Below are 21,615 nucleotides of genomic sequence, written 5' to 3'. Positions count from 1 at the left end.
TCAGGAAATTATTTGTTGATGCCCGGGTACTGACCGCCCCAGACAATATCCAGATACTGTTGTGGGTCAGTGTCACCCTCAGTACTTATCAACAACACGCGGGAATGCTCATCCAGTCCCAGTTGCGCACGCGTTTGCGCCAGTTCAGGCGAGGTCATCAACAGTGACAGCAGGCCGGTCGTCACCGCCCCGGACTCACCGGAAACGATCTGCGGATCGCCTGCCAGCGGATTACCCAACATGCGCATGCCAAGCGCCGCAACCTCATCCGGGCAGGAGGCAAATGCAGTGGCATAATCACGCAACAGCTTCCAGCCGATGCTATTTGCCTCACCGCAGGCGAGACCAGCCATCACGGTTTGCAAATCTCCGCCCACCGCTATGGCATCCCCCTCTTTCGAGCGGGCTGAGCGGTAGAGACAATCGGCAATTAACGCCTCGGCGACGATCACTTTCGGGCGATTTTCTCCCCATGCTGCTGTCACCATTCCCTGAACCATGCCGGCAAACGAGCCAACACCTGCCTGAACAAAAATATGCGTCGGCGCAACCTGATGCAGCTGGTCGATCGCCTCCAGCATCAGCGTGCCGTAGCCCTGCATAATCCACTGAGGGATTTTTTCATACCCTTCCCAGGCGGTATCCTGCACCACAATCCAGCCATGCTTTTCCGCCTGTTCTGCAGTCATGCGAACCGCATCGTCATAGTTCATATCGACGATTTCAGCGGTAGCGCCTTCGTTACGGATAGACGCCAGACGTTGCTGCGAAGAACCTTTTGGCATGTAAACCACGGCATTTTGCTTCAGCTGTCGCGCCATCCAGGCAACGCCGCGACCATGATTGCCATCGGTGGTGGTAGCAAACGTGACGGTTTGCAGATCGCGGCGCACCTCTTCGCTGGTCATCACATCAAACGGTAATTCGCTGATATCTTTACCGAGTAATTCTGCGATATGGCACGCCATTGCATAGGAACCGCCCAGCGCTTTAAAGGCTTTCAGGCCAAAACGCTGCGACTCATCTTTGAGGTAGATATTTTTTACGCCCAGTTTTTGTGAAAGTGCCGGCAGCGTATACAACGGCGTTGGGGAATATCCCGGAATAGACCGATGAAAATTCAACGCTTTGACCAACTCCTGGCGGCTAAACGGCGCCAACGGCGCGTTCGGATGTTCGGTAAACGGTGTCTGGTTGATAAAAAATGATAAGTTTTCCTGCATCATAAAACCTCATTGTGCTGGTAATCCATTCCCTGCAATTGATGTCATACAGAGATATTTCCGCTATCGGTAATGCCAATAGAGCAAAATGCTTACCAGCTTTTTATTAATTGAGTAAAATCTTATAAACATTTTAATAAATACTTAAATTTCAATTAAATAGACAGAAGAAAAGATTTGCAGCAAAAAATATCATCGTGTTAGTTTATCGTTTCATTTTGATAAATTCTCACAATTGATAAATAGTGTGATCGCGGAAGATAAAATAAAAAAAACATACTAAAACAGAGCAGTAGATTGATTTTTCGCAAATCATTTTGGGATTAGTTCGCCTATTTATCACTTTTCATGATAAATGCGACACGCGCCGGAGAAGTAGTATGATTTCAGTACTCAGCAATATTCAGGATGATATATGCAATTATGCCGACGCTATTTCTGGCATCACCGGAACGGATGTTGAGATCATTGATGAATCCTTAATGCGCATCGCTGGCACCGGTAAATACCGGCATATGCTCAATGAAAACGTGGCAAAAAATGGCTACATCTACCGCCACGTTTTGCAGGTGCGGGAAACGGTACTGATCAAAAATCCTGGCGAACATCCGCTGTGTCAGTTATGTGAAAAACACCACTATTGTTCTGAAATGCTGGATTTGAACGCACCAATTTTTCTCAACAATCGCGTCATTGGGGTGATCGGGATTATTTGCTCAACCCAGGCGCAGCGAGACACCCTCCTGAGCCAGATTGAGAAATTTGTTACTTTCATTGAGCAAATAGCCGTGATGATTTCCAGTAAGGTTTTTGAATGTCTGGAACGTTTACGCGCGCAGGAAACGCTGGGCGCTTTTCGCCGTCTGATCGACGCCATGGACCGCGGCGTCGTGGCAATCGATGGTCATGGTCTTGTCTGGCATGCCAACCATTCAGCCGATCGCATTCTCAATCGCGAGGTTCAGGGATTACCGTTGACCATTGAAACAACCGGGGACAGTTTGTATGGCGATGAGGAAGCCTGGCTGACGCTCGAAGGTCAGAAATACCATGTGCTGTGCAAGCAAATTTCGCTCTCGTCTTTGGATAACGATCGCTTGACCATGATTATCTTTCGTGACGCGCACGACTACCTGAGTACCCTACTTCCATCGCCTTATGAGGCCGACACCCAGGTGCGGTTGATTGGTCACTCCCCCTTGATGGAACAGCTCAGAAGCACCATCGGTAAAATCGCCAACAGCTATGCCAGTGTGCTCATTACCGGCGAAAGTGGCTCAGGAAAAGAGGTCGTGGCATTTGCCATTCACCAGAGCAGCCCCCGTAAAGCCGCCCCCTTCGTGACAATCAACTGTGCTGCTATTCCCGAACAATTGTTGGAAAGCGAACTGTTTGGCTATGTGCGCGGCGCATTCAGCGGGGCCGATCCCAAAGGTCGAGTGGGAAAATTTGAGCTGGCCAACGGCGGCAGTCTGTTTCTGGATGAGATCGGCGATATGCCGCTTCATCTGCAGGCTAAGCTGCTCAGGGTTCTGCAGGAAAAGGCTATCACTCGCGTCGGGTCTAACAACACCATCAATATTGATGTACGAATTATTGCCGCAACCAACAAAAATATTAACGCCATGGTGGAGAATAATCAGTTTCGCGAAGATCTTTTCTATCGACTGAACGTGGTCCCGTTGGTTCTTCCCTCTCTACGCGAACGACGAGCAGATATTGCCGTTCTCGCGCAATATTTTGCCGATGAGTTTTCGGTCAGTTATCAGCGACCGTCGCAAAAACTCCCCGATGACGTCATCAACCGCCTCTATGCCTGGCACTGGCCTGGTAACATTCGTGAATTACGTAACGTCATCGAATATATTTTCGTGATGCGCGGGGAAGCCGCTGGGATCAACGCCAGCCATCTGCCTCCTTACCTGCTCACCGCAGCTGACGGCAGAAAAACGTCGATGACAGCCCAGCCTCAGCAGCTTGCTAATAAGGGAAAACAAGCGGAAAGGGAGGCCATTGAAAATGTCATCCAGCGATTTGGCGCAAGCGTGGAGGGAAAAAAACAGGCAGCGACTGAACTGGGGATCAGCATTGCCACGCTTTATCGAAAAATAAAGCTATACGGGTTATGAACCCCATCTTACTTAACGTAAAAGCCCGCGTAACGCGGGCTTTCGGCAGGAACAACAGAGCAAATTAATTCCGTGGCGACTTAATCAAACACACCATTAATAACAGCAGTGACAATCGCCGTGCTCAGTGCAATCAACACCAAATTGTCGCCAACGACCTGCCATTCATAGCCAGGGTAATACGGCAGTTGATTCAACATAGAGGGTGGGACACTTTTTTTAGCGATCCCCGGAGGAAGCGGTTTTCCTCGCGCCAGATTTTTGGCAATGCCTGGCGGCAGTGATTTATACCCCGTCAAACCGTATCTGACAGCATACTGCCTGGCCACGTTATAGCTGATGTCACTATCCACATGATCCGGCTTGCCATAAATTTTACGCTGTTCTGTATGTGAATTATTTTTTTGGCCAGCGTTTCCTTTCTGGCTGTTACCACTATTACCCTTGTTTCCGCTATTACCATGGTTGCCACTATTACCATTGCCGTTACCGGGGTTAGCGAATACAGGGGTGGCGCACATCGTCATCGCGGCAACGGCGACTAAAGCCGTTGCTAAAGTACGGAGTCTGGACATGATGATTCCTTGAGGTGTGGATACATATAAAAATGTAAGGTATTCCATGATGACTGGCTATCGCTATAACTCCGATTTATTGGCAAAAAAAGCGATGACATTTTGCAAAGCGAACACCTCCGAATACGTATTTTTGTGATTAAAGCTCACCACTCCCGATAACTCAGATTGGCAAGCGAGAGGCACAGGATCTGAGTTTTTGGGAATAATTTGGCGAAAATGGAGAGAAAACGGCGCTTTTTTTCGGTTAAGCTATGTTCATGCTTTGACGCTACACCATGGTCAGATTCACTATCCAGGAACCCTCCATAATGGCAAAAAGTACCCCGCAGCTGCCACTCGACCCACATATGTGCCGCAGCTATGAAAAAAAGACGAGAAGTCCGTTGGCGCTCTATTCAGAGTATCAGCGTATGGACGTCGAACTGCGGGCGCCGCTGGCCATGACCTACAGCCACTGGCATGGTCAGGTTGAGGTGAATGTACCGTTCGATGGTGATGTGGAGTACCTTTTTAACGACGAAGTGGTGAAAAGCAAACAGGGTTTTATCACCTTGTTCTGGGCCTGTACTCCCCATCAGCTCATCGATGCCGGGCATTGTAAACAAATGGCTATCTTCAATTTGCCGATGCATTTGTTTTTATCCTGGCCGCTGGACAGGGATTTGATCAACCACGTGACGCACGGGATGGTGGTTACTTCGCTTGCCTCGCAGCAACTGAGCGCTTTTGAAGTACAGCGCTGGCAAAGTGAACTTAGCAGCGACAACGAGCAGATTCGCCAGTTAGCCATCGATGAAATCGCCTTGATGCTCAAGCGTTTTAGCCTCTCAGGTTGGCGGCCAGTGCTGGGTAATAAAACACCACGGACGCAGAAAAACAGTATTTCACGGCATTCACAGTTTTACGTCAGCCAAATGTTGGAGTTTATCGCCGCTAACTGCGACAAACAGCTCACGGTTGATGCCATTGCCGAGCACGTTAAGCTCAATCCCAATTATGCGATGGGTATTTTTCACCGGGTGATGCAACTGACGATGAAACAGTACATTACGGCGATGCGTATCAACCATGTGCGAGCGTTACTCAGCGATACGGATAAAACAATTTTGGATATCGCCACGATTGCTGGTTTTCGCTCCAGTAGCCGCTTTTATAGCTCGTTCCATAAATATGTCGGCATGCCACCGCAGCAGTATCGCAAACTGAGCCAACAACGACGAAATCACTCACCTTATGCCGAGGGGTAATTCATTCGCCAAATTTTCTCTTATCCTACTACAAAAAAGAAATACCAGAACTGCAGGTCAAAATAGATAACCTGACACAGTTAATAAAATAGAGTTCAGCAGAGCTCTGGCAACTATGTTGCTCAATGCTGAGTAACCTGTAGCGGGTAGTTATTTGACGTGTTCAACCATTAATGATTGGGATGGAATTATGCAATTAAATAGCTGCACCTCCAACAACAGAAAGAAATTGTCTTTCTGTTGGTCAGTTTTACCTATGATAGTCATGCTGGGCGGGATTAGCATCGGATATTTTATATTCAATATTCGTGCCGAACCCATGATCCTGATGGGCACAGCAACCGCCTCATTTATCGCCGTCGCTCATGGCTACACGTGGGATGATATTCTACAAGCTATTTGCAATAAAATATCTGAAGCGCTGCCAGTCATATTAATTGTCGCCAGTATCGGTTTCTTAATTGGCGCATGGATGGTGTCAGGCACTATCCCGATGATGATTTATTATGGTTTAAAATGGATTAACCCGCAGTATTTCTATATTTCAGCATTTATGCTGGGTGCGCTGATCTCAGTTTGTACCGGTACTTCCTGGGGCTCTATCGGGACCGTGGGGATAGCCATGATTGGCGTGGCAATTGGTCTTAATGTTTCGCTGCCTATTGCCGCAGGCGCCATTGTCTCAGGCTGCTGGTTTGGTGATAAGCTCTCACCGGTTTCTGATTCAACCAACATGGCGGCGCTGGCTGCCGGTGTAAATCTGTACTCGCATATCGGTCATCTGCTGTGGACCACCGGCCCGGGGTTTATAATTTGCTGCATTATTTATAGCTATATGGGTATGGGTATTGATGCCTCATCCAGTGCTCCTGAAAATATCACCAGCTTAATGAACGCTATCGGCCAGATTTATCATTTTAACATTCTGTTGTTGTTACCGCCGATCATCGTTTTATATGGCTCACTGTCAAAAAGACCACCAATTCCGATGCTCTTTTTGTCTACGATAGTGTCGATGATTCTGGCATTAGTCTTCCAGCAATTCACCGCTTCGTCCGTTGGCGAATCCGTAGTCAGCGGTTTTAAACTCGCGATGCTTACCGGGGATAACCTGCCCGCACTGTCCTCCGATGTCTCCCGCTTGCTGGAAAGAGGTGGCGCAATATCTATGTTCAGCAGTTTTGTCACCGTCTTCAGCGCCTTCAGTTTTGCCGGTGCAATGAGCGCGACAGGCTCTTTACACACCGTAATTAACGCGCTGACCAAAGGGGTTCAATCCACATTCCGCCTGGTGGCCACCACGATTGTTACGACCTTCACCATCTGTGCCTGTACGGCAAACGGGACTCTGCCACTGCTACTGTGTGGCGACGCCTTTAAAGATGAGTATAAAAAACGGGGGTTGGCAGCAAAAAATCTTTCACGAACCACCGAAGATGCCGGAACCGTGGTTGAGCCGATTATTCCCTGGTCTGCTTCAGGCGTTTATTGCGCCACGATGCTGGGCGTGGCAACGCTTGATTATTTACCATGGGCAATTCTGTGTTATAGCGGCGTCATCTTTGCCTTGCTGTGGGCGGCAACGGGTATTGGCATTGCGAAATATGAGCCAAATGAAGCTGCTGAAAATATGGTTGAGCAAAAATCATAGGCTAATAACAGCTATCACCGGGGTAAATTTAATATATCAATAAAATAGATATTCTTCGCTGTTTGCGTTGCTAAACCTATTTTTCAGAGGCTTTCCAGGAGTCAGCAATGTCTTTGTTTGATGAAATTGTCATAAGGGATGCTAATTGCCGCAAATACGGTCAATTACAACAAATGTACGGCACCACCGATGTATTGCCATTATGGATTGCAGATATGGATTTTGTGACGCCGGAACCTGTAATGAACACGCTGCGTTCAGTAGTCGCGCAGCCTGTACAAGGATATAACCTGGATTATCCGCAATGGAAAGAATCCGTGATCCATTGGTATGCACAACAGTATGATGCCGACGTCAGGCCGCACTGGTTGCATTTTATTCCTGGGGTTATAAAAACCATCGTACTTTCTTTAATGGCGCTTACCCGACCAGGCGATAATATATTGACCTGTACGCCAATATATGATCCCTACCCTAACCTGGTGAAAACCAGCGGCAGGAATTTAATCCAAACGCGCCTTATTGAAAAAGACGGGTATTATGAATTTGACTGGCATGATTTCAGCGAGAAGCTCAAGCAGTGCAAAATGTTTCTTTTCCCGTCACCGCATAATCCGGGGGGAATGGTGTGGTCGCGGGAAACGCTGGAACAAGTTAGCCATTATTGCCAGCAGGCTGGCGTCATCATTCTGTCTGATGAAGTGCATAGCGATTTAACCCTGCCAGGTAAGCGCCATTTGCCATTTTTTACGCTCAATGAAACGTCAGGCAGCAAATCAATTGTACTGACCTCAATCAGTAAAACCTTCAATACGGCAGCACTCCAGGGCGGAATAGCCATTATTAAAAACGATGAGTTACGCCATCAGTTCTATCACTTTCTTGATAACTGCTACCTTGCCGAGACGCATTCATTACAGCAAGCGGCCATTTACAGCGCGTTTACTCATTGTGGCGACTGGCACCAGAAACTACTGGCCTATCTGGCTGACAATGTCGCGTTTGTTAAACGCGACATTGAAAAGCACTGTCCCTTGATATCTGTCGTATATGGCGGCGCATCTTATCTTCTGTTTCTGAATGCGGAAAAAATGGGTCTCAACGATGCACAACTAAGCGATTTTTTTGTGCATGAAGCGAAGCTTGGTCTGTCGCCAGGCGCACAATATGGTCCTGGCGGAGAGGGTCACATGAGACTCAACGTGGGCTGTCCGCGTTCTGTCCTGGTAGAAGCCATGAGCCGCCTAAAAGCGGCCTACCAGAAACGGCAAAACGCGTAGCGTACATCACGATACTTGCCCTGCCATGGTGGGGCAAAATTAGCCAGAAATGTTGCAAAACTGCTATAAAGTCTTTCCCTTCTGTCGGCTGGTGTTAAACTGGAAAGTGTGATCTTCATCATAACCTGTTCAAACAGAAAAAAGAGACACTGCTATGCAACATATCATTGAGGGCTTCCTCAACTTCCAAAAAGAGATTTTCCCTCAACGTAAGGAACTCTTTCGCAGCCTGGCATCCAGCCAGAATCCAAAAGCGCTTTTCATTTCCTGTTCCGATAGCCGTCTGGTGCCGGAACTGGTGACCCAGCAAGAGCCGGGGCAGCTTTTCGTTATTCGCAACGCCGGCAATATCGTACCGTCTTTCGGTCCCGAACCTGGTGGTGTCTCCGCCACTATCGAATATGCGGTAGTTGCACTTGGTGTGACGGATATCGTCATCTGTGGTCATTCCAACTGTGGCGCGATGAAAGCCATTGCTGATAGCCAGCCTCTGGATCCGATGCCCGCAGTGGCTCACTGGCTACATTATGCCGATGCCGCCAAAGCCGTGGTTGAGAAAAAAACCTGGGATAACCCCATCGATAAAGTTAACGCCATGGTGGAAGAGAACGTTATTGCGCAGTTGAACAATATTAAAACGCATCCTTCAGTAGCTGTTGGACTGCGAAATAATGCGCTGCGTCTGCATGGCTGGGTGTATGACATCGAAAGTGGTGAAATTCGTACCCTGGATAAAAACAGCAAAACCTACGTTTCCCTTGCTGACAACCCGCAGGTGCATTTCGAGTAACCCCTCCACTGGAGCAAGGATGCTCTGGACATTTTTTCCTACTTTTGTGCTACCGACAAAAAAACATCTGCAACTAGTTTTTAAGATAGGCGTAGATATTTCTACATCAGTCATCGCGCATTCATTCAACATTGCGGCAAATGACATGTAGTGACCTGCAAAACGGCTGTCCCTATAGGCATTTTTTCAAGTTGCAGGCGATAACAAGGAGTATGCGCAAATGCTAGCGAAAATAAAACGAATGATAAAAATGTTATTCTATCATGAGTCATGGGACATCATGATTCTGAAAGATCATGGCTCACACTTATTCCCCGATAATACTCTGGAAATACTGAGTAAAACTGCTGCCCAGCAGTTAAAAAAGAAATATACGTTTCAGGCCGACCCTTTTATTATTGAAAAGGCCGATAAACTGTATGTTTTTTATGAAGCTTTTAGCTTTCGAAACTCGAAAGGTACGCTAAGATGCCGTATTCTGGATCGTGAACTGACTGAAATCGATGATGTTAAACTTGAGGGCTTTGACGACTTAAAGTGTCATTTGTCATTCCCTTTCCTGATTCATATCAACGATCAGCTATTCATGATCCCCGAGTCTTCAGAAAGAAAAGAAGTCATACTGTTTCAGTCGGTAGAGTTTCCGGTACGCTGGAAGAAAATCAAAGTCTTAATATCGGATACTGAAGTAACAGATAATGTGTTTCTCACAATTAATGAAACCTGTTATCTTTTATCCACCACAATGGATAATGAAATTATTATTCACTCTGCTGAGAATATCTATGGGCAGTGGCAGCGGATTGCCCCCTCATTGAAGGTGAGCAACCATCACCATCGGGGAGCGGGTGCGCCCTACCTTGTCGATAACAAAATGTACTTCCTCACCCAAGAATGCACGCCTGAAACCTACGGAAAATCCATCTACATCAAAGAATTAGTCACATTAAGCAATACTATATTTGATGAAAGCCTGATCGAGAAAATCAATTCCTCGATCAACCACAGTGATGGTGTCCATACACTAAACTTCTCAAATAATTATATTGTTTATGACACTAAAATAAACAAGTTCAGTTTGTTGGCGATTTTTAAAAAATTATCATATAAATGCATGATAAAATACAGGAATGTATATCTCTCCCATCGATATAACTGATTCACTGGATTTTCGGGTGGCGTTGGTGGAAAATCGTTCGGGTTTCTAGCATTTATCTGGAGTCTGTATGGCAATTCTTGTCACTGGTGGCGCAGGTTATATTGGTTCACATACTGTTTTAACACTACTGGAAAGAGGCGATGATGTCGTTGTCGTTGATAATCTGTCGAACTCTTCTCGAGTCTCGCTGGACAGAGTCGCGGAACTTGCCGGCAGGGAACCGACTGTCTATATCGCCGACGTTCGGAATCGGCAGGCCTTAAAGAACATTTTCACCCGCCATAATATCACTGATGTCATTCATTTTGCGGGACTAAAATCGGTTTCAGAGTCGATAAAAGAACCCCTCGCCTACTATGAAAACAACGTCACTGGTACGCTGGTATTACTGGATGAGATGCTGGCCGCGGGCGTTAATCGTTTTATTTTTAGCTCATCGGCCACGGTATACGGTAATCCGGAAAGCGTGCCGCTAAGCGAGCAATCACGCACGGGCGGTACGACCAATCCGTACGGCACGTCTAAATTAATGGTCGAACAGATTCTGGCCGATTTTTCACGCGCACAGCCCGATTTTCGCATCACCTGCCTGCGCTATTTTAACCCGGCCGGAGCCCATCCATCGGGTCGAATTGGCGAAGATCCTAACGGTGTTCCTAATAATCTGGTCCCGTATATCTCCCAGGTCGCAATTGGTAAACTTGAAACCGTGTCGGTATACGGCAATGACTATCCAACCTCCGACGGGACCGGCGTTCGTGATTACATACACGTTATGGACCTGGCGACCGGCCACTTAGCCGCGTTGGATTGCCAGAACAAAGGCGCAGCTTACAAGGTGATTAATCTTGGTACCGGAGTCGGGTATTCCGTACTTGACCTTATTGAGGCGTTTGAAAAAGCGGCGCAGACAAAAATTAATTATCAGTTTGTCGCCAGAAGACCCGGAGACATTGCCGAGTGTTGGTCAGACCCTTCTCTGGCGCGAAAAGAGTTAGGCTGGCAGGCTATCTACAGCCTTGATGAAATGATGCGCGACACGTGGAACTGGCAAAAAAATAACCCGAATGGTTATAACCTGTGATGTTCTCTGCAACGAGCCAGGTCGTCTGGCTCGTGGCTTTAGCGGGCTAGCGCGACGTTATGGTTGATACACGATACCAGCCGTTGCTCTGCTTCCCTTCATTGGCAAAGTTGATTCTCGCGGCACCGGATTTATCCAGCATCGCAACCTCAATCGCATATTGCCCTTTCGCCAGCCGACCCGGCATAGGCAGCGCATAACTGACCTGATGAATTCCCGGGAGCCAACGTCGTATATCATCCGCCGCATTACCTTGCGCCACCACCTTATTGGTACTGTCTACCACACGAAATGACAGCGTATAGGGCAGGTAGATCGGTGCCACACCATCGTTATACCAGGTACTGTTCAACGTCAGCGTTTGTCCACCGCTCCACACAGCCTCATGGCTCAGGGATGCTAAGCGAAATCGATAGCCCAGTTTGGTCAGCGCATCGTCGACAATCGGTCGATAATCGCTGGGTATCGCTCTCGATTTCAGGTTGATGGTACTGGCATGCTGCTTGATCGCCCAGTCAAAAATCCCCTGTACTTCGGCGCGCGTATAATGAAAAGAATTCTTCCAGTCCTGCATATACGAACAGATTTCCAGACTCACCGGCGCGCGTTTCCAGGCATCGTTAAACCCTGCATAACTTTGCTGCGCTGCCAGTAATCGCTGCGGGTAATCATCTTGCATATGATTCCAGGCGTCTGAAAACACGCGCAGGTCACCCCAACAGTCCGCTCGCCACCCGGCCCCACGCGCCACCGCATTTGCCAGGCTTTGCCCACCGCTTATCAGCATAATTTTGGGCGTTTTGGGAAAGGCAGAAAAGTGCATCGCAACGTAGCGATCCAACTGTCCGGTGGTGTATCGCTCCAGGAGTGGCTTCAGATCGGGGAAGTTGCTGTTATGCCACTCGCCCCACGAACCCACCATGCCGATATCAACAAAAGCGAGATTCTCATTACCATCGTAGCGCTGACCCAATGTGTTGAGCAGACGCTGGCTGTATTCGATAAACAGTGGGTCATCTAAATCCGGTACAAACGTCTTATTATCAGACGTCCAGGTTCCTTTTACGCCTTTTTTAATCAGCCAGTCGGGAATTTTAGTGCCATCCGCCGGGTCGGCAAGCGCCATAAATCGTAGCCCGACATTCATCGCGGGACGGTGCGCCGCAGCGTATCTAAAGGCATCATCCACCAGCGCAAAATTGTACTGCCCTTCAACAGGTTCCAAATCTCGCCAATAAAATCGCTCATACTCGAACCCGGTATTGGGATAATCCGCCAGGCTCAGCGTTTCACCGTATCCCTGATGAAAACTGGCAACGCCAATCCCCGGGTTGGTCAACGGCCCCGTCAATGCTTTGGGGGTTACGGTCGTTAATGCGGCCATCACCGACAGCGGGAGGAACATACCCAACAGCGCAGAAACCCATTGACACTTCATCGCAGTAACGCCCTCGCAGGTTTAATAACACTAGTGTTTTTTCAGGTTTAACCACCAGTCCCAAATACCGACGTGAAAATTTTGGAATACATCAATACCTAGCGCTGATTTGATCATATACAGCGTCAGCAATATGCAGCAGGTGACGAACAGCACGGCGATCAACAGCAAAAAAGTGAGCAAGATCCGCGACAAGGTCGATTCCTGGCGATGCTGGCGGCGTAAATCTCTGCCAAACAAAAAAACCAGATAAAAACGTTTACTGAAAAAAGGAAAACTCCGGCGAATATCAATCTGATGCCGTGCAGCCAATGTCGAGGCCAGGATCGCGTTTTCCACCCCTGCTTTTTGTTCCGGGGTCAACTCCTCCGCTATTTGCTCATCAAGGTGAGCATAGAACCGTTCGATGACGGGGGGACGATTTTGAGGACTGGTCAAAATTAACCTATATCTTTATCAATTGAGTGGTAGACGTTGACTGTCTTTTTGGCGATTTCATGCCAATTATAGTTTTGCAAATATACACGATAGTCCACACGATTGGCTGTCACCCACTGGGTTAATTTCCCGGCCAGACTGTTCACGTCCCCAACCTTAAAATAGGCTGCGACAGGTAACTGAACTTCAAGGTTAGCCGGAATATCACTGACCACAGCGGGAAGAGAAAAGGACATCGCTTCCAGCAGCGCAATAGGTAGACCTTCGTGATATGAAGGCATCACAAACAGTTTCGCCTGTGAAAATACCGCCTGCAGTTCATCACCGCGTAAAAATCCGGTCATCACCACACCAGGCGTGTCGGCGGCCAGCTTTTTGAGGCGAATGCTGTATTCGGTCGGATGATCTGCATCGCCAATTAACACCAGCGGCAGGGTCAAACCGCTATGTTGATAAGCGGCGATGGCGTCATGCATCCCTTTTTCTTCTACAAATCGTCCAACCACCACAAGATAATTTTTCGGCTGTAGCCCAAAGCGGGAGAGCGTATTTTCGATAGTCAGCTCAGATAACAACCGCGGCTCGTTCACGCCGTTGTGAATTAAATGCGCGTCATAGCGACCATGTTTTTTCTGGATCAGTTGATTAATCACCTCAGAAATCACAATCACCTCGTGGGCGTATCTCACCGCCCAGCGCTCACCCAGCAACAGTATTTTTTTGGCAATGAATCCCCATTTCTGACGATCGTAGTCAGGCCCATGGTGGGTAAAAACGACCTTTTTACCCAGGACGCGTAATAATGGAATCACAAGGCCCGGTCCGATAGCATGCACATGCACAATATCCGAATGGTCGAAAACTGTCCTCAATGCCGCTAAAACGGAATGCACAATCGCTTCCAGCGAGCGTTTTTTGGGCGCCCACAGCGCATAGGTTTCGACTTTCTTATACGTTGACCGTTTGTAATTCACATACGGTGAGCGAGCGATAACACAAATATCAACATCGAGCTGCTGTTTAATAGCAGGATAAAGATTCTGGCAGTGAGTCTCCACGCCGCCCAACACATCCGGAATACCTCGTGTGCCAAAAACCGTTATTTTTTTCATACTATGGCCTGCTCAGCAGTTCTTTATACAGCGCCAGCAAGGTGTCCATATGTTTGCTTAGCGCATATTTTTCACTTAATCGCGCCCGACCATGTAACCCCATAACCCGTGCTTTCTCTGGCGAGTCGGCCAGCGTATCCATCGCATTCGCCAACGCTTGCACGTTGCCCGGCTCGAATAAAATCCCTTCGCTACCGTCACGAATTTGTTCCGGGATCCCGCCAATGCGCGATCCAATCACCGGCTTGCCCAGGGACATCGCCTCTAATATCGCCATGGAACAGTTTTCATAACATTCAGAAGGAAGGATTACCGCCCGTGCATGCTTAATAAGCTTATCAAGGGCTTCCCCTTGCTGCACATAACCTAAAAATTCAACATCCGGGTATTTGGCGACTAACTCGTCATGTAGCGGGCCGTGGCCCACAATTTTCAACGGCGCTTTGTTCTGCATTTTCTCATGTGCCGCCAACAGCGTTGCCACCCCTTTTTCACGGCTCAGGCGACCAAAGAACAGCATATAGCCTTCATCGCTTGCCTCATCCAGAGGACGACTGTCATCTACGCCATTGACGATCACATCAATGCGCGACTTCGGCAGCGTACGCAGCAGCACCCCGCGTAAAAAAACGCTCGGCGAAACGATCACATCCAGCGCTTGGTAATTTTGCGCAATGTATTGCCAGGTTGCCTCCAGAGAGAGCAATAAGCTTTTTGAGGCGGAACCTTCCTGGCAACGATACCTGAAAGCATTAAAAACCGTGCCGGTGATACAGGAGTCACACACTTTGCCGTCGCGCAACATGGAATACGTAGGGCAGACAATCTTATAGTCATGCGCAGTCAGTACCGTTTTGCAGCCAAAATTGCGCGCAACTTTTATCAGCGCCGGCGTTAATTGGTGATAGATATTATGAAAATGAACGATATCCGGGCGCTCTTTTTGCAATAACGCCAGCATCTTTTTGCAGGCCTGCGAATTATGAATAAAGTTAACCGCCGTTTTGAGCCCACCCAACAAATTACTTTCCTGGTGGTAGTCCACATTGCTGACAAAATAATCCGCATAGTCCGAAGGGAAATTTTTCTCATGCTGCATCGAGAAATCAATCACCTGCACTCCGGCCTGTTTCAGCATATCGCGCTCTTGAAAATAAACCGTTTCCGCGCCGCCTTTGATGAAAAAAAACTTATTTACTAATAAAACTTTCATGGCGTCTGCCTTAGTTATTCATGAATGATTTTACTGTCAGGCGGAGTCAACGGATCGCGTAGCGGATGTGTTAACCCTTTAACAAGCCCCGCGGAAAGCACAGCTAAGTTCATCACGCTTTGCAGGCCATTCAATAACGACCGATTCTGCACGGTTTTCAGTATCACAAAGGCAAGCAATGGCAGAAATGCGATATCGAAAATTTCGAGATTAAAGGTCACCGCCGCAATGAACAAGGCAACCAGGTAAACAGCAAAAATCGCCTCGTTTTTAACCATTTTTAACGCTTTAATGAAATAAGGCTTTCCCCAGGCGCAACGTAAAAATTCGCCCGGAGCCTGATAGTATCCGCTTTTCCAGCGATGCTTCAGCATCTGAAAGGTCGGCATGGTATGCGAAGTATGAATAAAATACGGAATATTCAGACGACGTAATTTATAACCCGCGTCAAGTAACCGCAGGCCAAGTTCAGCTTCTTCATAAGCATGCAGATTACGGTTGGTGAGATAACCAATTTTCTCAATGGCGGAGCGGCGATATAGCCCCCCGCCGCCTAAATGGTCGCTATCCCCTACGGGATAGATTTTATTAATGCGTTGCTTACGCGATTTAAATTCATAGTTAACGGCATCGTCCATTTCGACGGTTCCCGCTACGCCAGCGTATTCCGGTTCCGCCTGCAAAAACGCGACAGCCTGATCCACAAATCCTTCTTCCAGCTCCATGTCGCCGTCCATCAGCAACAGATATTCCCCTTCACTATAAAGGTAACCCAACTGATGTCCGACACCACAGCAACGATCGCCTGGATCGGTTAATGACACCACAGTCACCCCTTTATCGATCGCCAACTGCTGGGTGTTATCCGTTGACAGACTATCTGCCACAATAATTTTATGTGGATAATCAACAAGCTGTTTACGGATACTATCAATTGTTTTCTCAATACATTCAGATTCATTGAGCGTTTTGATACTCACTGAAATAAACGGTTTATTGTCCATACAATTACCCTACGCAGCGAAGGACGGTTCGACGAATCACTAAACTTGATCCTAGTGATAAATAGAACAGGAATTGTAACATCGGTGTAATCATCAGTATCTGGCTGTAAGGTAAGCTAATTAAGCAAGCAATCGCAAAAGCATTAAATGCCGGAGCAAAGCTCAACAACTGAAGATCCTGCGGGTCCAGTTGTTCAAGCATCAGTAAAGGCTTGGGCTGACATATTTTCAGGATATAAATAAATAAGCTAATGAAGATTAACGTGCCAATCACACCCACTTCCCACAGCAGCATACTCAGAGAAGTCGAGTCGAGGATTAAGTTATAAATAATATTCAGAAAGCCCGGCGATACCGTACTCCCGCTGTTAGTGGCGTTGAGTCCATAGCCAAATAACGTTCCTGACAGTCCCCACAGATCATTATTTTTTAGCCAGAACAGGAAAGTCGTAAAGCGCCCTAACTCCCCGGTAGACATAATGTAGTTCGGGTCAAAAATATAGCTCAAAGAGTCGATAAAAATACTCAACGCGCTTTTCGACGGATCGCCGCCAAACGCAGTAGAATAATAATATGCAAGGATAACTATCGACAGGCTAATCAGCAGCAACATCCCCGCCACAATAACCAACAACGTCTTCAGATTAACCTTACTAACATCTTTAACGTAGCTCGGTGAGATCCACACCCACGCCAGGAATAGAGGCGATAGCAGGATAACGAACTTTACTTCACCAATAATGCACAGCCCGATCCCGAGCACAATGTGCAACGCCATGGATTTAAACGTGGTCAGTCCGTGCTTATACTCAGAGACCTTTAACAGCATAATCAGCAGGCAAAACAGGCCCATCGCGGCAGTGTTACCTCCCCCCATCGGGTCGCCGCCAAAGGTACCCACCACGGAATCCCATTTTTCATCTTCACCACGCACCGCGACACGCTGGGGAACAACCAGTAAAACCTGATAAATCATGACCGGGATCTGCGCGTAAAACACCCAGTATAAATAGCGAGCCACGCGATAAATCTGCGACTCCCGGCAAAATCCCAGCAGCAAGCAGATCATCACCAGCGACAGCGCAATTTCATTTTTAAAGGCCACAATCGCGACGGTGATCCCGCCCTGAATCAGAGTTGAGGCCCCGGCCAGTATCAGGAACGAGAAATACAGCGCCAGCACTATCGTCTCCTGCGCATCCAGACGCAGCGAGCCATCCCGCGTCTGCATCACCAATAATCCCACCATCAACAGGGTCAGAAAAAAGGGGATCCATAGCACCGACTGTATGCCGGTAAAGTATTGCACCAGGCCACACAGGATCAGCGTAACGAAGGTATAACCTTGTAAATAATATCCGGTATTCAGCGTCATAGTATCACCGGCCTGTCTTTCAGCAGATTAGCCCGCTTGTTCATTTTCAAATAAATAAAGGCATAGCGAATAAATGTCAGTGAAGAAAACAAAATCACCGACGTTGCATAGTCTTTATAAAAATAGGGCGTCACGACAAAAGCGAATAGCACAATCGCCAGTTGCTCCAACTGGATGCGCAGAAAATAGCGATGGGAGCCAAAAATTAGCTCTATGACCGTCAGGGGGCTTATCGCCAGCGCCGGGAACAGGTAGGGTAGCATGTAGCGAGACGTTTCAATGGAGTTAATCCAGTCTTCGCTAAAACCGAGGCGCATCACAATCGGATAGAAAATAAACACGCCAAGAGTACAGATAACTCCCAACACCAGCAGCAGCATCCGTACCCGGGTATATTCCTGATAATTAAAGGTGTTATTTCTAAAATCGATAGACCACTTGGAAAAAATAGTATTACGTACCGCGTTCCCGATGATCACCACCGGCGCCAGGCAGAAGCGGCTGACCACGGAAAAATAACCGGCGGTCAGCGCCGAAAACCAGAAGTTAATCAGCATAATCGGCAAATTGCTGCTGGCCATTGCCAACACCTCAGCGCTGCCGACTTTAGTAATGTGATGAATATTCTGTTTAAAAAAATGCCAGTTGCTGGCGGGTCGTAAATGCTGGACCGCCACCGAACGAATATCAAACGAATGCAATATACAGCTTACCGTCAGTACCATCGTCGCACAGGCCCACGACCAATAAAACAGCTGCACATGATGCGTAACCAGTATCGAAAGTAATACCACCACAGAAACAGAAATGCGCTGGAAGATCAGAAAACGAAAGTTAGCTGTGCGCAGCGACAGGTTTTCCGAGATGAGAACCCACGCCGTAGCAAGCGTCAGTAAATAGAGGAACAGGATGCTCTGGTGGAACAACCACGCGGTCAATACGGCGTAGGGTAAGGCAATAATCGTGCTTTGTATCAGACAAAACACGACATTCTGTACCAGTTCATCATCCTGCTGTTTAGGAATTAAAAGCTGTGATGCAAAGGTACAGACCTGAGCGCCCACCACGGCAATACTGTAGTTGAGCGCATAAAGCCCCACTTCAGCCATATCGTACTTATGTGAGATCAACCAGATAGACAGCGCACCAATCAACTGTGAGATGACTGATGAACCGGCTATCGTGGAGGCGCTCTTCAGTAGACTCATACGCGGCCTGGCGTCGTCATCAGTTGATCGGTACTGAAGTTCAGTGAGCGCAGACCCTCTTGCGTTTCAAGGTCCTTTTCTTCAACCGCATTCAGCACAGCGCCAATCACAACGCCATCATTTTCCTCGATCTTATCCAGCGCGTTGGCTATATGCCCCGCCGAACCCGAGCCGGCTTTCACGATGAAAATAACGCCATCAACGGCACGTTTAATCAATTGCACATCCTGACTCTGATTCACGGCAGCCACATCAATAATGATGCGTTGATAGTGGGATTTCAGTTCGTGCATTAAAGGCTCAAGGTGCCCGGACGACAACATCAGCAGAGAAGAGAGGGTGGTCTTCCCGTGCGGGATAAAATCGAGATTATCACTGAGCTTGATCCGCGCCTGTTCAAGCTGGGTCTCCCCACGCAGCAGTTCCGCTACGCCTGCGGACGTTGCCGATGCCAGCTCGGATGAGAGTCCGTCAGTATTGAAGAAATCCGCATCGATAAGCAGCGTTTTCTGGTCGAAACTAAAGGAGTTTGCTAACAGACTCGCCAGCAATGAGCGCCCTTCACAGTGCTCCGTCGACGCCACGGCGAGCGTCTGCAATGGTCGATTATCCAATATAATCCGGGTACGGATACCGTGCACAATATCGGCATTCAGTGGATTCTTGAGGATCATGTCGCAAACCTGTGCGCGCCCTGAGGTTCCGCTAAAACGACGGATTTCGCCCAGCGGAGTAACGTTCAGGCGTTTTTTCATACGACTCAACGTACGGATTGAGTTGTCCATCGCCGCTTTGACAATGAAATACATGATACTGAACACCACCACCAGCAGAACCACCATCACCAACAAGAGGGATTTATTCGGTTTCGCGGGTTTTAGCGCGGGAACGGCAGGATCATATAACACCGCGTCAGCATTCACGCCGGACAGCGACAGTTCCTGAGTACGTTGATACAGCGATTTATACAGATCTTCCATTTTATCTAACGACAGCTTTTGGCTGTTCCAGGCATCGCGTTTTGAGGCCATTTTCTGGAAGATCTCTTTCTGCTGCGCCACCTGCTGCTGATAGTTCTTTTCATCCGCCAGCGCCGCCAGATATTGCTGACGTAACCCCTCTTTCAGCTCACCCAGTACCCGTCCGGTTTGACTTTGGATCGACTTGACATCAGCTTCTGCTTTTAAAATTGCGGGATTTTTCGGCCCGTATACTTTGCGCAGTTCAGACAACGTGCGCTGCGCCTGAATTAACGCGATACGTAAATCCTGAATCTGGGCGTGGTTAGAGATCGAAGGTTGAGAGATAACGCTCTCCGCCGACCGCCCTCCGCTGTTCACCTCGTTATAGACAGATTCAGCGGCAACGCGACGCTGGGTCGCATCAGCCAGGCGATTGGTGACGATACTTAACTGCTCGGTTTCAAAACCATCGATACCGCGAAAGGTCAGCAGCCCGGCGTTTTTCAGATAGCTGTCCATCTCCTCTTTTTGTTTCGCTATCGACTTCTGAATCTCTTCCATTTTTTCAAAATTCAGTTCGCGGGCTTTCTCTACTTTCAGGCGCTTTTGCTCCACCGTATAGTTGATGAAAGCCTGCGCGACGCCATTCGCAACGTCAGCAGCCACCAGCGGTGAGGGGGATTCATAGGTGATAGATGCCAGGTTCGTTGTACGAATACCGATAACATTCAGGTTTTTCGACAACGTTTTCAGCGCTTGCTCCATCCTCAACTGTCGGTTTTCACTGCTTTCCGCCCCCTGTCCACCGGTTTTTTCCCCAATAAATTCCGGGTTTTCATCCAGCTTCATATCGCGAACGGCTTGCTCAAGCACAATACGTGAATGCATCAACGCATATTGCGTTTCGTAGTAACCACTGCGCGTTGAATCGAAACCATCAACCTGTGGGAACGGAGAAACGTTATCGGCCTGGGCTTTAATCAGTACCGTCGCCGTTGAGACATACTTTGAGGACATCATGCTGATTATTGGATATGCCACTACCCCGGCAACGATACCGGCCAGCACGATTTTCCAGGCGTTCTTTTTCAGCTCTTTGGCAAAGCGGGAGAATTCGACAGTGTTTTCTCGTTTTTTGCCGTTTTCCACTATAGATAGTTTCATCGTCAGAAGAACCCCATGCCAATAATCACGACATCCCCAGGATGAACAGAGTGCGTTAAATCGACATTCTCAAGCAGCTGATTGCTGCCAGACAGGCGAATGTTGATATCTTGTCGGTCAGCACGATCTGTAAATCCCCCTGCCTGCGCAATAGATTTCTCGACGGTAAGACCTGGCTCCCAGGCAAATCCGTTCGGACTTTTCACCTCACCTGAAACATAGTATTTACGGAACTCGGCAATGCTCACCGTCACCATCGGCGTGGTAAAGTAATCTCCCGTCAACCGTTGAGTTAATTCGTTGGTCACTTGATCGACAGTTTTATCTTTTAATTTAAGAGCGCCCACAAACGGAAAATTAATCTCCCCGCTCTTATCCAAAATAAACCGCATCGTCATATCGGGTTGACCGTGAACAGCGATATTGACAGTATCCCCCGCCCCAAGCCGGTAATCCTGCTGAACTGTAGCAGGATCGTCCATTAATCTTGGGCCGGACGCTGAGCACCCGACCACCAGGATACTGAATAGCAAAAACGCGCACAGTTCTATTATTTTCAT

Annotated in this window: 18 protein-coding genes; 7 read left to right on the top strand and 11 right to left on the bottom strand. The window is 48.0% G+C overall.

Annotation, left to right across the window (positions count from 1 at the left end):
* Window positions 1-8: 8 nt before the first annotated feature.
* Complete coding sequence (dpaL, locus tag FDX14_RS11135; protein ID WP_137349544.1) at window positions 9-1,223, bottom strand: diaminopropionate ammonia-lyase; 1,215 nt, start codon at window positions 1,221-1,223, stop codon at window positions 9-11.
* Window positions 1,224-1,603: 380 nt separating this feature from the next.
* Between dpaL and FDX14_RS11130 the strand changes: the two genes are divergently transcribed.
* Window positions 1,604-3,352: a sigma-54 interaction domain-containing protein gene (locus FDX14_RS11130; RefSeq protein ID WP_061382300.1), complete on the top strand. Its 1,749-nt coding sequence runs from the start codon at window positions 1,604-1,606 to the stop codon at window positions 3,350-3,352.
* An 80-nt stretch (window positions 3,353-3,432) separates the two neighbouring features.
* On the opposite strand, the gene FDX14_RS11125 is transcribed toward FDX14_RS11130, so the two are convergent.
* Entirely contained in the window at window positions 3,433-3,927 is a 495-nt protein-coding gene (locus tag FDX14_RS11125) for an anti-virulence regulator CigR family protein (protein WP_137349543.1), read from the bottom strand.
* A gap of 311 nt (window positions 3,928-4,238) precedes the next feature.
* Between FDX14_RS11125 and melR the strand changes: the two genes are divergently transcribed.
* From melR to galE, 6 genes are all read left to right on the top strand, one after another.
* Window positions 4,239-5,177, top strand: a complete 939-nt coding sequence (melR, locus tag FDX14_RS11120) for a transcriptional regulator MelR (RefSeq protein ID WP_042313217.1) — start codon at window positions 4,239-4,241, stop codon at window positions 5,175-5,177.
* 190 nt (window positions 5,178-5,367) lie between these two features.
* Window positions 5,368-6,828 carry a Na+/H+ antiporter NhaC gene (gene nhaC / locus FDX14_RS11115; RefSeq protein WP_137349519.1) on the top strand — a complete coding sequence of 487 codons (1,461 nt, stop codon included), beginning with the start codon at window positions 5,368-5,370 and terminating at the stop codon, window positions 6,826-6,828.
* Between the two features lie 107 nt (window positions 6,829-6,935).
* Window positions 6,936-8,108, top strand: a complete 1,173-nt coding sequence (locus tag FDX14_RS11110; RefSeq protein WP_061382302.1) for a MalY/PatB family protein — start codon at window positions 6,936-6,938, stop codon at window positions 8,106-8,108.
* A gap of 154 nt (window positions 8,109-8,262) precedes the next feature.
* Window positions 8,263-8,898 carry a carbonic anhydrase gene (locus tag FDX14_RS11105; protein ID WP_038632863.1) on the top strand — a complete coding sequence of 212 codons (636 nt, stop codon included), beginning with the start codon at window positions 8,263-8,265 and terminating at the stop codon, window positions 8,896-8,898.
* Window positions 8,899-9,118: 220 nt separating this feature from the next.
* The gene (locus tag FDX14_RS11100) at window positions 9,119-10,057 is read left to right on the top strand and encodes a glucosamine inositolphosphorylceramide transferase family protein (protein WP_137349518.1); all 939 of its coding nucleotides are present in this window, start codon (window positions 9,119-9,121) and stop codon (window positions 10,055-10,057) included.
* A 67-nt stretch (window positions 10,058-10,124) separates the two neighbouring features.
* Complete coding sequence (galE, locus tag FDX14_RS11095) at window positions 10,125-11,141, top strand: UDP-glucose 4-epimerase GalE (RefSeq protein ID WP_137349517.1); 1,017 nt, start codon at window positions 10,125-10,127, stop codon at window positions 11,139-11,141.
* A gap of 46 nt (window positions 11,142-11,187) precedes the next feature.
* Here galE and FDX14_RS11090 read toward each other — a convergent pair whose 3' ends face one another.
* The 9 genes from FDX14_RS11090 to FDX14_RS11050 are packed head-to-tail and all read right to left on the bottom strand — an operon-like array spanning window position 11,188 to window position 21,615.
* Window positions 11,188-12,579 carry a DUF4832 domain-containing protein gene (locus tag FDX14_RS11090; protein WP_137349516.1) on the bottom strand — a complete coding sequence of 464 codons (1,392 nt, stop codon included), beginning with the start codon at window positions 12,577-12,579 and terminating at the stop codon, window positions 11,188-11,190.
* A 30-nt stretch (window positions 12,580-12,609) separates the two neighbouring features.
* The gene (locus tag FDX14_RS11085; RefSeq protein ID WP_042313200.1) at window positions 12,610-13,017 is read right to left on the bottom strand and encodes a membrane protein; all 408 of its coding nucleotides are present in this window, start codon (window positions 13,015-13,017) and stop codon (window positions 12,610-12,612) included.
* 2 nt (window positions 13,018-13,019) lie between these two features.
* Window positions 13,020-14,129: a glycosyltransferase family 4 protein gene (locus FDX14_RS11080; RefSeq protein WP_079226115.1), complete on the bottom strand. Its 1,110-nt coding sequence runs from the start codon at window positions 14,127-14,129 to the stop codon at window positions 13,020-13,022.
* Window position 14,130: 1 nt separating this feature from the next.
* A complete protein-coding gene (locus tag FDX14_RS11075) occupies window positions 14,131-15,342 on the bottom strand; it encodes a glycosyltransferase family 4 protein (RefSeq protein WP_042313195.1) in 1,212 nt (403 codons plus the stop codon).
* Between the two features lie 14 nt (window positions 15,343-15,356).
* Window positions 15,357-16,346, bottom strand: a complete 990-nt coding sequence (locus tag FDX14_RS11070) for a glycosyltransferase family 2 protein (RefSeq protein WP_042313193.1) — start codon at window positions 16,344-16,346, stop codon at window positions 15,357-15,359.
* A gap of 4 nt (window positions 16,347-16,350) precedes the next feature.
* Window positions 16,351-17,721, bottom strand: a complete 1,371-nt coding sequence (locus FDX14_RS11065; protein WP_137349515.1) for a capsular biosynthesis protein — start codon at window positions 17,719-17,721, stop codon at window positions 16,351-16,353.
* Window positions 17,718-18,929 (bottom strand): lipopolysaccharide biosynthesis protein, encoded by a 1,212-nt coding sequence (locus tag FDX14_RS11060; RefSeq protein ID WP_042313188.1) that lies wholly within the window; start codon window positions 18,927-18,929, stop codon window positions 17,718-17,720. Before FDX14_RS11060 ends, FDX14_RS11065 begins: the two co-directional genes overlap by 4 nt.
* Entirely contained in the window at window positions 18,926-21,055 is a 2,130-nt protein-coding gene (locus FDX14_RS11055; protein WP_137349514.1) for a GumC family protein, read from the bottom strand. The genes FDX14_RS11060 and FDX14_RS11055 overlap by 4 nt, the downstream gene beginning before the upstream one ends.
* Before the next feature lie 2 nt (window positions 21,056-21,057).
* Window positions 21,058-21,615: a polysaccharide biosynthesis/export family protein gene (locus tag FDX14_RS11050; RefSeq protein WP_042313183.1), complete on the bottom strand. Its 558-nt coding sequence runs from the start codon at window positions 21,613-21,615 to the stop codon at window positions 21,058-21,060.

Origin of the sequence: Citrobacter sp. wls710 (assembly GCF_005281115.1) — a bacterium.
GTDB classification, from domain to species: domain Bacteria; phylum Pseudomonadota; class Gammaproteobacteria; order Enterobacterales; family Enterobacteriaceae; genus Citrobacter; species Citrobacter werkmanii.
Note: the sequence above shows the minus strand (reverse complement) of the source record. Positions and strands in the feature narration are given on the sequence as shown.